The sequence below is a fragment of the Bacillus sp. SIMBA_005 genome (assembly GCF_046535585.1).
Classification (GTDB): Bacteria; Bacillota; Bacilli; order Bacillales; family Bacillaceae; genus Bacillus; species Bacillus pumilus.
Genome location: NZ_JAWRWI010000004.1, coordinates 32847 through 46119, shown reverse-complemented (window position 1 = coordinate 46119; position 13273 = coordinate 32847). Strand labels below are relative to the sequence as shown.

The following is a 13273-nucleotide window of genomic DNA, read 5'->3' as shown; positions in this document are numbered from 1 at the left end:
GTGCATTGTTTACTTTAATGATCCTTATCTCAATGGTTTCACCATCAGCGATAGCAAAAGAAAAGATTGAAAAACCAGAAGAAAAACAAACATCAGAATTGGTGCACGAAGCCAAATCAGCCATCTTAATAGAACGTGACACGGGAAAAGTGCTTTACAACAAAAACAGCGAGGAAAAGCTGGCACCCGCAAGTATGACCAAAATCATGACGATGCTTCTCATCATGGAAGCCATTGATCAAGGAAAACTGAAAATGACTGACAAGGTAAGAACAAGTGACTATGCAGCTTCAATGGGAGGGTCACAAATCTTCCTTGAACCTGGAGAAGAAATGACTGTGAAAGAAATGCTGAAAGGCATTGCAATTGCGTCTGGAAATGATGCTTCAGTTGCCATGGCAGAGCATATTGCAGGATCTGAAGAACAGTTTGTGGAGCAAATGAACAAAAAGGCAAAAGAACTCGGCCTCACCTCTACGGTCTTTCAAAACCCAACAGGACTCCCTGAAAAAGACCATTACAGTACAGCTCATGATATGGCAAAAATGGCAAAAGAGCTGTTGAAATATGACCAAATCACCAAATTCACAGGTGTTTACGAAGACTATCTCCGTCAAAACACGGATAAAAAATTCTGGCTTGTGAATACGAACCGATTGATTAAATTTTATCCAGGTGTCGATGGGTTGAAAACAGGCTTTACAGGTGAAGCCAAATATTGTTTGACCGCAACCGCTAAAAAAGGAAACATGCGCGTCATTGCTGTTGTCTTCGGCGCAAGTACACCGAAAGACAGAAACGCTCAAGTGGTCAAAATGTTAGATTATGCATTTAGTCAATACACCACACACCCGCTTTACAAACGAGGACAAGATGTAGCCGAAATCAAGGTAAGCAAAGGGACAAAGAAAAAAATTCAGCTTGTCACCTCTGAACCAATCTCCCTTTTAACGAAAAAAGGCGAAAATGTGGATCAGATTAAAAAAGAAATCAAACTGTCTCAGGATGTTACGGCCCCATTCTCAAAAGGAACGGAACTTGGAACCATTGTCTTGAAAAAAGACGGAAAAGTGCTGCATGAAAGCCCTGTACAAGCCAAAGAAGGAATGGAAAAAGCGGGCGTTTGGACGTTCTTCAAACGAGCGATGGCTGAATTTGTGAAATGGAAATAAAATGTGAAAGGCTGCTGAAACAGGCAGTCTTTTTGCTATGAGGAAGAAGAAAAGAACATCTAAATGTGACGAATGGTCACTAGTTTTGTCATGGTGAAGGATTTAATTGATAAAAAAGAGAAACAATCTTTATCCGAAATTAGAGCAAGGAGGAATAAAAAGATGAGCCTTGATATTCATTTTCAAGTAAAAGAGAGCGTACTTTGCATTCGATTAACAGGAGAGCTCGATCATCACTCCGCAGAAACATTGAGACAAAAGGTGACGAATTATTTGGAAACAGAGGACATTCGCCACATTGTGCTGAATTTGGCTGATTTAACGTTTATGGACAGCTCGGGTCTCGGAGTGATTTTAGGAAGATATAAAGAAATTAAGCAGCTTGGCGGAGAAATGGTCGTCTGTGCTATTTCGCCGGCAGTGAACCGGTTATTTGATATGTCTGGCTTATTCAAAATCATCCGTATGGAGCCTTCAGAGCAAACGGCATTGCAAACATTGGGGGTGGCATCATGAGGAATGAAATGAACCTGACCTTCTCTGCTTTAAGTCAAAATGAATCCTTTGCGAGGGTGACAGTCGCGGCGTTTATCGCCCAGCTTGATCCGACATTAGATGAATTAACAGAAATCAAAACCGTTGTGTCAGAGGCGGTGACAAACTCCATTATCCATGGCTATGATGGGAATCCAGATGGCAAGGTGCATATTGAAGTCACACTTGATGACCACGTTGTGTACCTCACCATCCGTGACGAAGGTATGGGCATTACAGATCTTGAGGAAGCAAGGCAGCCGCTTTTCACGACAAAACCAGACTTAGAACGCTCTGGAATGGGCTTTACCATTATGGAGAATTTTATGGATGATGTCATGATCGACTCATCTCCAGAAATGGGCACAACCATCCGATTAACAAAGCATCTATCAAAAAGCAAAGCGCTTTGTAATTAAAGGAGCTGCTCATATGGATGTGGAGGTAAAAAAGCAAGCAAAAAAAGCCCAGCTGTCAAATGATGAAGTTAAAGAGCTCATCAAAAAAAGCCAAGACGGTGATCAGCAAGCAAGAGACCTCCTCGTAGAAAAAAACATGCGTCTTGTTTGGTCCGTTGTTCAGCGCTTTTTAAATAGAGGATATGAACCAGATGATTTGTTTCAAATTGGCTGTATTGGACTGCTAAAATCTGTTGATAAATTTGATTTGTCATATGATGTGAAGTTCTCGACCTACGCTGTCCCAATGATCATTGGTGAAATCCAGCGATTCATTCGGGATGATGGAACAGTCAAAGTCAGCCGGTCACTAAAGGAACTCGGAAATAAAATCCGGCGGGCAAGAGATGAATTGTCTAAGTCTCACGGGAGAATGCCAACCGTTCAGGAAATAGCCGAATATCTTGATATCACACCAGAGGATGTTGTCCTCGCCCAAGAAGCGGTCCGAACGCCGTCGTCGATTCATGAAACGGTGTATGAAAATGACGGGGACCCGATTACATTACTTGATCAAATTGCCGATCATTCAGAAGAAAGATGGTTTGATAAAATCGCGCTGAAAGAAGCGATCAAGGAATTAGAAGAACGAGAAAAACTCATAGTGTACTTAAGATATTATAAAGATCAAACACAATCTGAAGTAGCGGAGAGGCTCGGCATTTCACAAGTACAAGTCTCGCGGCTCGAAAAGAAAATTTTAAAGCAAATTCAAATGCAAATGGATCAAAAAGAGAGCTAGCCGATTTGGCTGGCTTTTTTCGTGTGGTAATTACCGGTAAATCAAGTTCTCTCGGTATGAGAACCATTTTTCACCACATACTATTTTTAACCCATCGTATAGGAAGTGACTTGGATGGACGGACAAATCTTTCTTCGGCTGCGCCATCGCATTAAGACCGGTAATGATCAGCTCATTTATTTAGAAGATATCGCCCAAATCACTGGTGATGAGTTTGCTGTGCAAAAACTTAGCAAGATGCCGATATATCATGTCAGTAAAAAAGATCGTCACATCGCCGTTCTTGATATCATGCATGTGGTCAAAACGATCAAAAAATCATGGCCAGATATCGACATTCAAACCGTCGGAGGCGCTGAAGCCATTGTTGAAATTGATACAGGCAAACGCCAGCTTTCTCCCGTTTTATTTGTGTTTGTGTGGCTCTTATTATTTGTTGGAGCGGCGCTTGCCATTATGAATTTCCACGAGGATGTCAGTATGCGGCTTGTTCATATCCGTCTATATGAAATGATCACAGGTCAAACGGTTGAGCATCCTTATTTACTGCAAATTCCATATAGCTTCGGACTAGGCTTTGGCATGATTTTATTTTTCAATCATGTATTTAAAAAGCGTTTAAATGAAGAACCAAGTCCGCTCGAAGTGGAGATGTTTAAATATCAGCTCGATCTCGATCATTATGTCGCCCTTAAAGAAAATAAAGAGACAATGAAAGATATCCATGATCGGTAAGTGGCTTTTTGTCGTGTTAGTTGGACTTGGCGGCGGTTTAACGGTAGGAGCAGGATTTGTGGCATTTCTCACAGTACTTGGCATCATCCCTCGTTTAATGCAATTAACGAAAACGCAGCGCTTCATACAAGGATACGAGGCAGCTGTCATCACCGGGGCGGTCGTTGGCGGCTGGGCAACCTTGAGCGAACTGCATTTGCATTTATCCAAATGGCTGGCGCTCCCAATCGGTCTATTGGCTGGCATTTTCATCGGCATGCTTGCAGCTGCGCTGACTGAAGTATTAAATGTGCTTCCTATATTAACGAAAAGAATTGGAATGGACGGGAAAATTGTTTTGCTTCTCATGGCCATTGTCTTAGGTAAAGTATTTGGTTCACTATTCCATTGGCTGATTTATATTTAAAAATTTGGAGGGAACAACCGTGTCGAGTTTAAAAGAGAACTATCCATCTAAGGTGAAAACGTATCAGCCTAAACCTCCTTATGTCCTCAACTGCATCAAGGCTTTTCTTGTTGGTGGATTGATCTGTGCCATAGGTGAGGGGCTGCAAAATTTCTATATTCACTTTTTTGATTTTAATGAAAAAACAGCAGGGAACCCAACAGTGGCGACTCTCATTTTAATTTCTTCTATATTAACTGGTATCGGTATTTACGATAGAATCGGCCAGTTTGCTGGAGCGGGATCGGCTGTTCCGGTGACAGGATTTGCAAACAGTATGACAAGCGCTGCCCTTGAGCATAAAAGTGAAGGGCTTGTTTTAGGGGTTGCCACCAATATGTTTAAGCTCGCTGGGAACGTCATTGTATTTGGTGTCGTCTCGGCATATGTCGTAGGGATCATTCGATACGTCTTGGAAAAGATGTTTTCGTAGGAGGAATGAAACATGAAACTAACAGGTAAACAATCTTGGGTTTTTGAGCACAAGCTTTACGTCAATGCAGAGGGAACAGCTGCAGGGCCGAAAGAAAAAGAAGGGCCAATTGGTCATTTAATTGATAAAACGTATGACGAAATGCATTGTGATCAAAAGAACTGGGAAATGGCTGAAAGAAAACTGATGGAAGATGCGATATCCAGTGCTTTATCAAAAGCAAATTTGCAAAAAAGCGATATTGATCTATTGCTGGCAGGAGATTTACTCAATCAAAACGTCACAGCAAACTATGTGGCAAGAGAACTGAAAATCCCGTTTCTGTGTTTGTTTGGGGCATGCTCAACCTCAATGGAATCGGTCGCCATTGCGTCAGCACTCATTGATGGCGGTTTTGCCAATAGAGCCATTGCAGCGACAAGCAGTCATAATGCAACGGCAGAACGCCAATTTCGTAATCCAACAGAATACGGCGGACAAAAACCAGATACAGCCACAAGTACCGTCACTGGGAGCGGGGCCGTTATTATTAGCCAGGAGACCTCTCCAATTCAAATTACAAGCGCTACAGTAGGCAGGGTGATGGATCTTGGAATTACAGATCCATTTGACATGGGATCGGCCATGGCTCCGGCAGCGGCAGATACCATCAAGCAGCATTTAGAAGACCTTGGAAGAACGGTGGACGATTACGATCTGATTTTAACAGGGGATTTATCTGGTATTGGTTCACCAATTTTAAAGGATCTTCTGAAGGAAGAAGGCATTCAGCTTGGGAGGAAGCATGATGATTGCGGTTTAATCATCTATACACCCGATCAAAATGTATTCGCTGGTGGGAGCGGCTGTGCTTGTTCAGCTGTTGTGACATTTAGTCACATTTTTCAAGAAATGAAAGCAGGAAATCTGCAAAGAGTACTCGTTGTGGCAACCGGAGCGCTTCTTAGTCCAATGATGGTTCAGCAAAAAGAGACCATTCCAACCATTGCGCACGGTGTCGTATTTGAGCGTGCAGGAGGAGAGAGCTAATGGATTATCTTATCGCTTTTGTTGCAGGCGGACTTATTTGCGTCATTGGCCAGCTTTTACTAGACATACTCAAACTTACGCCTGCACATGTCATGACCACTTTTGTTGTGGCGGGTACCATCTTAGACGGTTTCGGTATTTATGATAAATTTATTGAATTTGCGGGTGCGGGCGCAACCGTACCAATCGTCAGCTTTGGTCATAGCTTACTTCATGGGGCGATGCATCAGGCAGATGTACACGGGTTCATCGGAATCGGGATCGGTATTTTTGAATTAACTTCTGCTGGAATTTCAGCTGCGATTTTATTCTCATTTATTATCGCTCTTATCTTTAAACCGAAAGGATAACCTAATATGGCGCAAAGACGGAAAGTCATTTTAGTGACAGACGGAGATATATATGCTGCCAAAACCATTGAGCTTGCTGCTAAAAATGTCGGCGGGCGATGTATTTCCAGCTCAAAAGGAAATCCAAGCAAACGAACAGGACCTGAACTTGTGCAGATGATTTTAAAAACGCCGAATGATCCAGTGTTTGTCATGTTTGATGATTCTGGCCTGACAGGTGAAGGAACAGGGGAGATAGCGATGAAGCATGTGGCGCGTCATCCTGAAATTGAAGTCATTGGGGCGATCGCCGTTGCATCCAAAACGCATCAAGCTGAATGGACAAAGGTTCATGTTTCCATTGACCGGGAGGGTGAACTGACAGAATACGGTGTCGACAAGCATGGTCTTCCTGAGATGGAACCTCATAAAATGAGCGGAGATACCGTGTATTGTCTTGATTCGCTCGATCTTCCGTTTGTTGTTGGAATTGGAGATATTGGCAAAATGGGACGGAAAGATGATCTGAGCAAAGGATCTCCAATTACAATGAAAGCGGTTGAATTAATTTTAGAAAGGAGTGGTTTCCATGAAGAAAGACAAGGTGAACGTGTACCGAGATCCGAAGAAAAATGAAGATTACTTTAAAGAAAATGTCGGAATGGGTCTCAGCTTTGACCTTGGCGTGCGAAAAATTTATATACACGATCAGGAAATCCAACTTTACTATGTAAATGGACTATGTGACACACAGTATGTCATCTACTTATTAAAAGAGCTAGTTGAAATCAATGACAACGAACCTGAATCTGATGACATGGCCCGTGTGATTGAGAATCGTCTTGTCAATCAGCAGGTCTCAAAGGTTGAAACACTTGATGAAGCGGTAGACCAAGTGCTGTCGGGCCTTGTGGCAGTTGTAGTTGAAGGTGAAAACTACGCATTTATCATTGATGTCAGAAGCTATCCTGGCAGAATGCCAGAGGAGCCGGATACAGAAAAGGTTGTCCGGGGCGCAAGAGACGGTTTTGTTGAAAACATTATTGTCAATACAGCACTCATACGAAGACGGGTGCGAGATGAAAAACTGAGATACAAAATGCTCAAAGTAGGCGAACGTTCGAAAGCGGATGTATGTGTTTGCTACATTGAAGATATTGCGGACCCAGATCTTGTCGATATCATAGAGAAAGAAGTGTCAGGAATCAAAGTCGACGGGCTGACGATGTCTGATAAAACAATTGAAGAATTCATTATTAAACAAGGATACAATCCCTTTCCCCTTGTACGTTACACCGAGCGTCCAGATGTCGCCGCTAACCATATACTAGAAGGGCATGTCATCATCATCACGGATACATCTCCTAGTGTCATCATTACGCCAACCACCATTTTTCACCACGTTCAACATGCAGAAGAATACCGCCAAGCACCTGCAGTTGGTACGTTCCTAAGATGGGTACGCTTTTTAGGCATTTTATGTTCAACGTTTCTTTTACCGATTTGGTTTCTGTTTATCCTTGAACCAAGTCTTCTGCCAGATAATTTAAGCTATATTGGCTTTAACAAACCGTCCCATATTCCTGTGATTTTACAAGTGTTTCTAGCTGATTTTGGAGTGGAGTTTTTAAGGATGGCTGCGATTCATACGCCAACTGCATTGTCGACCGCCATGGGGCTGATTGCGGCTGTTTTAATTGGACAAATTGCCATTGATGTCGGTTTATTTACACCAGAGGTCATTTTATACGTCTCACTAGCGGCAATTGGTACATTTACTACCCCAAGCTATGAGCTGAGTGTCGCCAATAAGATTGTACGACTCATCATATTAGCGCTCGTGGCGATCTTTAAGCTGAATGGACTCATCATTGGTTTTACGTTGTTACTCATCTACTTAACATCCATTCGTTCATTGCAGACGCCTTATATGTGGCCATTTCTTCCTTTTAACGGGAAGGCTTTGTGGCAAGTGCTGATTCGGACGTCTGTACCTGGCTCAAAAGTAAGGCCAAGCATTGTTCACCCTCAAAACAGATCAAAAATTCCGCCAAATTCTTAACGCTCATTGAAAGTGGCTGAAGATTGTGATATTGTATTTTTAACTTTGAGAAACGGCAAAAAGGCAGCTCACGCAGCTGTCTTTTTTCAGCCGAGGCGGAGAAAGAGGGAATGACATTGTATTTACACGGCACTTGCAGACAAAATGAACTCGGTCATTTAGAAATTGGTGGTGTTGATGCCGTTTCTTTAGCTGAAACGTATGGGACACCACTTTATGTATATGATGTGGCTTTAATACGGGAGCGTGCAAAAAGCTTTCAAAAAGCATTTATAGAAGAAGAGTTAAAAGCGCAGGTAGCATATGCGAGTAAAGCATTTTCCTCCATCGCAATGTTTCAGCTTGCTAAGGAAGAAGGATTATCTCTTGATGTCGTATCAGGCGGGGAGCTTCACACAGCCATTTGCGCCGGGTTTCCGGTAGAAAAAATTCATTTCCATGGCAACAATAAAAGCAGAGATGAATTAAAAATGGCGTTAGAGCAAGAGATCGGCTGTATCGTCGTAGATAATTTTTACGAAATGAAACTCATTGAAGAGCTTGGTCAAGAGCTCTCAAAAAAGGTGAAAGTACTGCTGCGTATCACACCAGGTGTCGAAGCGCATACGCATGATTACATTACAACTGGCCAAGAGGATTCCAAATTCGGTTTTGACCTTCACAATGGACAAGCAGATGAAGCGGTGAAACAAGTGCTTGGATCAGAAGTGATCGAACTTTTAGGCGTACATTGCCATATTGGTTCACAAATATTTGATACAGCTGGTTTTGTCCTTGCAGCAGACAAGATCTTTTTGAAGCTGGATGAATGGAGAGAATCATTTGGTTTTATTTCGACTGTGTTAAACTTAGGCGGCGGCTTTGGTATCCGTTATACAGAAGAAGATGAACCACTTCCTGCGACAGAATACGTCGAGAAAATTATCCAAGCTGTAAAAGAGAACGTGACACGCTATGAGTTTGATATGCCGGAGATTTGGATTGAGCCAGGCCGCTCTCTTGTTGGAGATGCAGGGACAACGCTTTATACGATCGGTTCATCAAAACACGTACCTGGTATTCGCGATTATGTTGCGGTAGATGGGGGAATGAGTGACAACATTCGTCCAGCTTTATATCAAGCGAAATATGAAGCGGCAAGTGCCAACAAAATGAGCCAATCGCATGATCAAACGGTTTCCATTGCAGGGAAATGCTGTGAAAGTGGAGATATGCTTATTTGGGATATCGATCTGCCAGAGTTATCACAAGGAGACTTATTAGCGGTCTTTTGTACCGGAGCCTACGGCTACAGTATGTCAAATAATTATAACCGTATCCCGCGCCCGGCTGTTGTATTTGTAGAAGACGGGGAAGCGCAGCTTGTGGTTGAACGCGAAACATATGCGGATATTGTCAAACTTGATTTACCTTATCAATCAAAAGTAAAATCATCTACGTAAAAAAAGCTGCCTGATGTACAGGCAGCTTTTTATGATGACTTATTTTCCTCCAGTAAATACAGAGACGATCGCGTTCCAAATGGAGACAAAGAAATCCCAAATCTTTTGAAGTAGGTTTTTCCCTTCATCTGATTCTATGAATTTCGTAATCTTGTCTTTTGCTTTATCGATTTGAGACCCTACTTGGTTCCAATCGATATTGATGTTCTTCATTTTATTGAATAGTGAAACAAGTTGATCCTTTTGCTCTTGCGTTAGATTTAAGTTTAAATCAGAAGCAGCCTGATCCACTTTTTCTTCTACTTCTTTTGTTGTTTTAGGGACACCATTTTTCGCAATGTCATCCTTAATTTTTGCGATAAGGGCAGAAGCATTGTCTTTCCCGATGGAGTCACCCAATTTAGACGTTGTCACAAGCTCTTCGTTTGCTACCTGCTTCACATCTTCTGGAATGGCTTTGTCGCTAGACACTTCATAGGCCTTTAATAAACCCGTCAGTGCGGCTGTACCAGAGACTTCAAACGGTGCAGTCACAACAACTTTGGCATCCTTGACACCGGCTGTCATTAAAGCATTTAAATACATCTCATCTGTAATGGTCTTGATGTTATGAGTATCCACAGTCAGACCAGTACCTGATTTTTCTATGGTGATCGATGAAGATGATAATGCTCTCGTTCCGATAGAAGAACGGGGGATATACTTTCCTAAATATTCATGCTCTTCTTTATTGGTTACTTCAATTTTTGTCGCATTTTCAGGTGGATTCAACTCGTCAAGCACCTTCTGGCGATCAGCCGGAGTTAAGTCTTGCCCAAGTGTGACGATGACATCGCCGACAGCTGCATCCGCTAAGCTGACTTTTGGCGCACCAATGAGGAAAAGGAGCGCTGCCATCATACTAAGCATTGATTTTTTAAACATGTTGACCTCCTTCAAGTCGAAAGGGTTCCTCTTTCAAGAGAAACTCATCTTTTGAGTACACGTAAAGAAATGTACTCCATCATATAGACGTAACAAATCGATTCGACGTTTCAATTTTCTTTTTAAGATGTTTTCCTTTTCCAAAAAATAAAGACATGTTGCTCATTCTGTCACCAATTTAATAGGAAAAAAGGATCAAGCTCTTCTATTGTATCAATCCTAAGAAAAGAGGTAAATCACAATCAAAGAGCAGAGGATGTTTAACATGACCAAAAATGTGCTATAATGAGCGTTGTTTAACCTGAAAGGAGAATGTGAAAAATGGCGAAAAAAGGATACATACAACTAACGAATGGTAAGAAACTTGAGTTTGAACTATATCCAGAGGCTGCTCCTGGTACAGTAGCAAACTTTGAAAAATTAGCGAATGAAGGCTTCTACGATGGACTGAAATTCCACCGCGTCATCCCTGGTTTCGTAAGCCAAGGCGGCGATCCAAACGGTAATGGAACTGGTGGTCCTGGTTACACAATTAAATGTGAAACAGAAGGGAATCCACATCAACACGAAAGAGGTTCATTATCAATGGCGCATGCTGGTAAAGACACGGGCGGCAGCCAATTCTTTATCGTCCATGACCCGCAGCCGCACTTAAACGGTGTTCACACTGTTTTTGGCAAAGTAACATCTGGTATCGAGGCTGTTCTAGATATGGAACAAGGTCAAGGAATGGAAAAAGTCGAAGTTTTCGATGCTTAATCCTTAATCCAAAACACCGCTTAAACGCGGTGTTTTTTATTATCAATCTGATTTTACGGTTATTTGTTCCGTGAGGCGGTAGGTGATGAACCAATATAAAAGGGTAATGGCGCTGACAGAGGCGCCAAATAAACATACTCCGCCCCAGCCATTGTTTGCGTATATACTGGTGGAAGCAATGGAACCAGTCGCGCTGCCGATGGAGTAAAAAATCATATAAGCAGCAGTGAGCCGGCTTCTCGCCTCAGGCAGCACTGTGAAAATCATGCTTTGGTTGGTCACATGTACAGCTTGTACAGATAGGTCAAGAATGATAATACCGATGATTAATAAAATGAGTGAATATTCTGTTAAATAGATAAAAAACCATGAAATGAATAATAGGACAAGAGCTATAAAAGTTGTTAATTGTCCTAAACCTCGATCAGCAAGGCTTCCAGCCCGGGCAGCGCCTAATGCCCCGGCAACTCCGGCAAGACCAAATGCACCGATCGCCGTATGTGAAAGATTGTGTGGCGAGCTGCTGAGAGGCAGCACGAGTGAAGTCCACAACGTACCAAACACGATAAAGATCAGAAAACCCAGTATGCCTCGGATGCGAAGGATTCGTTCTTGTCTGAACAATATAAACATTGAAGCGAGCAGCTTCATATAGGATATAGACGCTCTCTTGCTGTGAGCACGCGGGAGATACCGGTATAACACGCCGGTTATAATGAGCATCATAACGGCAGACACGAGATAGACTGACCTCCAGCCAGCGAGATCGGTTAGTACACCAGCAAACGTTCGTGCGAGAAGAATACCAATCACAATGCCACTTTGAACCAAGCCCACGATACGGCCTCGTTCTTCAGGGGCAGCCCATGTAGCTGCGAACGCTACGAGTACCTGAGTGACCACAGCAAGCATGCCGACGGCAGCCAGCCCTATGAACAGGACGGTGGCAGTAGGGGCGATGCCGACTAGAATCAGAGATAACACGAATACTAGCATCTGAGCCATGATGAGCCGCCTTTGATTAAACAGATCACCAAGTGGTACGATCAGTAGCAGTCCTAGTGCATAACAAAGTTGAGTAATCGTAATGACCATGCCAATGGATGAATAGGTGATACCAAACTCGGATGCGAGGGAGTCTAATAACGGTTGTGCAAAGTATATGTTTGCAACTGCCATCCCGCAGGCTGACGCAAACAGCAGAGCCATATAGCGAGTCATCGCTTGTTTCGGTTTGTTTTGTAAATGAGCCGTTTCCAAATCAAGATGTTCAATGGGAGTGTTTTTTCTTTCACCATGCATGTCATCGTCTCCTTTTGTACTAAAAAGTATAATATACCGATCAGTATATTATGATTCCTGTTAAGGATAACCAACAAAACATTTTAAAGTCAATACTTTCATTTTGAAAGAGGAAGACAATTTGACAATCGTACATCGATAAAATAAAATTATAATGTACCGATTGGTAATCAAATAGAGAATAATATCAAAAAATAGATGCCTGACTTTGTGAAGAAATTTTAATGTTGAAATGAGGAATTACTGATGGTTCGACAACGGGAATTTGACAAGGAAAAAGCGTTGGATGAGGCAATGGTGCTTTTTTGGGAAAAAGGGTATAGGGCCACTACATTAAGCGATTTGACTGAAAAAATGGGAATACAGCGGCCAAGTTTATACTCAGCGTTTGGAGATAAAGAGGAATTATTTGAGGCTGCATTACGCAAATACACAAAGCAGCATGCTGCCCATATTCGAACAAAACTTCAAAACAATCTTTCTGTCAAGGAAGCATTTCATGCATTATTTGCAGATTTAGTAGAAGAGGAATATAGAGATGGTCCGAGTAAAGGATGTTTTTGCATCAATACAATAGTGGAACTTGCGCCACACGAAGAGAAATTTGAAATTCTGACAAGAGAGCATCAGATGTATCTTTCCGTCATTTTCGAAGAAAGAATTGTTCAAGGTATTCGCTCGGGTGAGCTCAAAAGCAGCCTGAATGCGAAAGCTTTAGCACAAACACTGGTCGTTTCTTTCATAGGACTGACCGTTCTCATGAAATCTCGTCCAGAGCGTTCATTTGTAGATCATTCTGTAGCGACGATACTTTCCATATTAAAATAAAATGGACAACATGCTATGGCATCCTCCTTCAATAAGAGTGATAGCGTAATTTGAACTAAATATCAAAATACGCTTTTTC

At 42.2% G+C, this 13273-nt stretch carries 16 protein-coding genes; 14 read left to right on the top strand and 2 right to left on the bottom strand.

Going from position 1 to position 13273, the window contains the following annotated elements; genetic code table 11:
• Positions 1 to 17 precede the first annotated feature (17 nt).
• From SB660_RS07420 to lysA, 12 genes are all read left to right on the top strand, one after another.
• Positions 18 to 1172 (top strand): D-alanyl-D-alanine carboxypeptidase family protein, encoded by a 1155-nt coding sequence (locus tag SB660_RS07420; RefSeq protein WP_218976400.1) that lies wholly within the window; start codon positions 18 to 20, stop codon positions 1170 to 1172.
• Between the two features lie 162 nt (positions 1173 to 1334).
• The gene (spoIIAA, locus tag SB660_RS07415; RefSeq protein WP_044141066.1) at positions 1335 to 1688 is read left to right on the top strand and encodes an anti-sigma F factor antagonist; all 354 of its coding nucleotides are present in this window, start codon (positions 1335 to 1337) and stop codon (positions 1686 to 1688) included.
• The gene (spoIIAB, locus tag SB660_RS07410; protein WP_012010447.1) at positions 1685 to 2125 is read left to right on the top strand and encodes an anti-sigma F factor; all 441 of its coding nucleotides are present in this window, start codon (positions 1685 to 1687) and stop codon (positions 2123 to 2125) included. The genes spoIIAA and spoIIAB overlap by 4 nt, the downstream gene beginning before the upstream one ends.
• Before the next feature lie 13 nt (positions 2126 to 2138).
• Positions 2139 to 2906 (top strand): RNA polymerase sporulation sigma factor SigF, encoded by a 768-nt coding sequence (sigF, locus tag SB660_RS07405; protein ID WP_003215778.1) that lies wholly within the window; start codon positions 2139 to 2141, stop codon positions 2904 to 2906.
• A gap of 114 nt (positions 2907 to 3020) precedes the next feature.
• Positions 3021 to 3641 (top strand): stage V sporulation protein AA, encoded by a 621-nt coding sequence (locus SB660_RS07400; protein WP_058014771.1) that lies wholly within the window; start codon positions 3021 to 3023, stop codon positions 3639 to 3641.
• Positions 3631 to 4047, top strand: coding sequence for a stage V sporulation protein AB (locus tag SB660_RS07395; protein ID WP_058014772.1), 417 nt, complete (start codon positions 3631 to 3633; stop codon positions 4045 to 4047). The genes SB660_RS07400 and SB660_RS07395 overlap by 11 nt, the downstream gene beginning before the upstream one ends.
• Positions 4048 to 4066: 19 nt before the next feature.
• A complete protein-coding gene (spoVAC, locus tag SB660_RS07390) occupies positions 4067 to 4519 on the top strand; it encodes a stage V sporulation protein AC (protein WP_058014773.1) in 453 nt (150 codons plus the stop codon).
• Positions 4520 to 4531: 12 nt separating this feature from the next.
• A complete protein-coding gene (gene spoVAD, locus SB660_RS07385) occupies positions 4532 to 5548 on the top strand; it encodes a stage V sporulation protein AD (protein ID WP_003215736.1) in 1017 nt (338 codons plus the stop codon).
• On the top strand, positions 5548 to 5898 hold the full coding sequence (gene spoVAE / locus SB660_RS07380) for a stage V sporulation protein AE (protein ID WP_003215479.1): 351 nt from the start codon (positions 5548 to 5550) through the stop codon (positions 5896 to 5898). Before spoVAD ends, spoVAE begins: the two co-directional genes overlap by 1 nt.
• A gap of 6 nt (positions 5899 to 5904) precedes the next feature.
• Entirely contained in the window at positions 5905 to 6513 is a 609-nt protein-coding gene (gene spoVAEA, locus SB660_RS07375; RefSeq protein WP_058014774.1) for a stage V sporulation protein SpoVABEA, read from the top strand.
• Positions 6467 to 7939 (top strand): spore germination protein, encoded by a 1473-nt coding sequence (locus tag SB660_RS07370; protein ID WP_050943818.1) that lies wholly within the window; start codon positions 6467 to 6469, stop codon positions 7937 to 7939. The genes spoVAEA and SB660_RS07370 overlap by 47 nt, the downstream gene beginning before the upstream one ends.
• A gap of 116 nt (positions 7940 to 8055) precedes the next feature.
• Positions 8056 to 9381, top strand: coding sequence for a diaminopimelate decarboxylase (gene lysA, locus SB660_RS07365; RefSeq protein ID WP_180310792.1), 1326 nt, complete (start codon positions 8056 to 8058; stop codon positions 9379 to 9381).
• A 39-nt stretch (positions 9382 to 9420) separates the two neighbouring features.
• On the opposite strand, the gene SB660_RS07360 is transcribed toward lysA, so the two are convergent.
• The gene (locus SB660_RS07360) at positions 9421 to 10305 is read right to left on the bottom strand and encodes a DUF1002 domain-containing protein (RefSeq protein WP_180310566.1); all 885 of its coding nucleotides are present in this window, start codon (positions 10303 to 10305) and stop codon (positions 9421 to 9423) included.
• Positions 10306 to 10626: 321 nt separating this feature from the next.
• Between SB660_RS07360 and SB660_RS07355 the strand changes: the two genes are divergently transcribed.
• On the top strand, positions 10627 to 11064 hold the full coding sequence (locus tag SB660_RS07355) for a peptidylprolyl isomerase (protein WP_003215505.1): 438 nt from the start codon (positions 10627 to 10629) through the stop codon (positions 11062 to 11064).
• A 42-nt stretch (positions 11065 to 11106) separates the two neighbouring features.
• Here SB660_RS07355 and SB660_RS07350 read toward each other — a convergent pair whose 3' ends face one another.
• Positions 11107 to 12366: an MFS transporter gene (locus SB660_RS07350; protein WP_180310567.1), complete on the bottom strand. Its 1260-nt coding sequence runs from the start codon at positions 12364 to 12366 to the stop codon at positions 11107 to 11109.
• Positions 12367 to 12612: 246 nt separating this feature from the next.
• Here SB660_RS07350 and SB660_RS07345 point away from each other — a divergent pair, with 246 nt between their 5' ends.
• The gene (locus tag SB660_RS07345; protein WP_180310568.1) at positions 12613 to 13194 is read left to right on the top strand and encodes a TetR/AcrR family transcriptional regulator; all 582 of its coding nucleotides are present in this window, start codon (positions 12613 to 12615) and stop codon (positions 13192 to 13194) included.
• Positions 13195 to 13273: the final 79 nt, after the last annotated feature.

Bases quoted from the DNA above. Each gene is read 5' to 3' on its own strand.
- SB660_RS07395 (WP_058014772.1), top strand. From the start codon at position 3,631: ATGATCGGTAAGTGGCTTTTTGTCGTGTTAGTTGGACTTGGCGGCGGT.
- SB660_RS07420 (WP_218976400.1), top strand. From the start codon at position 18: ATGATCCTTATCTCAATGGTTTCACCATCAGCGATAGCAAAAGAAAAG.
- SB660_RS07370 (WP_050943818.1), top strand. From the start codon at position 6,467: ATGAAGAAAGACAAGGTGAACGTGTACCGAGATCCGAAGAAAAATGAA.
- SB660_RS07350 (WP_180310567.1), bottom strand. From the start codon at position 12,366: ATGCATGGTGAAAGAAAAAACACTCCCATTGAACATCTTGATTTGGAA.
- SB660_RS07355 (WP_003215505.1), top strand. From the start codon at position 10,627: ATGGCGAAAAAAGGATACATACAACTAACGAATGGTAAGAAACTTGAG.
- SB660_RS07345 (WP_180310568.1), top strand. From the start codon at position 12,613: ATGGTTCGACAACGGGAATTTGACAAGGAAAAAGCGTTGGATGAGGCA.
- spoVAD (WP_003215736.1), top strand. From the start codon at position 4,532: ATGAAACTAACAGGTAAACAATCTTGGGTTTTTGAGCACAAGCTTTAC.
- SB660_RS07400 (WP_058014771.1), top strand. From the start codon at position 3,021: ATGGACGGACAAATCTTTCTTCGGCTGCGCCATCGCATTAAGACCGGT.
- spoVAE (WP_003215479.1), top strand. From the start codon at position 5,548: ATGGATTATCTTATCGCTTTTGTTGCAGGCGGACTTATTTGCGTCATT.
- sigF (WP_003215778.1), top strand. From the start codon at position 2,139: ATGGATGTGGAGGTAAAAAAGCAAGCAAAAAAAGCCCAGCTGTCAAAT.
- spoVAEA (WP_058014774.1), top strand. From the start codon at position 5,905: ATGGCGCAAAGACGGAAAGTCATTTTAGTGACAGACGGAGATATATAT.
- spoIIAA (WP_044141066.1), top strand. From the start codon at position 1,335: ATGAGCCTTGATATTCATTTTCAAGTAAAAGAGAGCGTACTTTGCATT.
- spoIIAB (WP_012010447.1), top strand. From the start codon at position 1,685: ATGAGGAATGAAATGAACCTGACCTTCTCTGCTTTAAGTCAAAATGAA.
- SB660_RS07360 (WP_180310566.1), bottom strand. From the start codon at position 10,305: ATGTTTAAAAAATCAATGCTTAGTATGATGGCAGCGCTCCTTTTCCTC.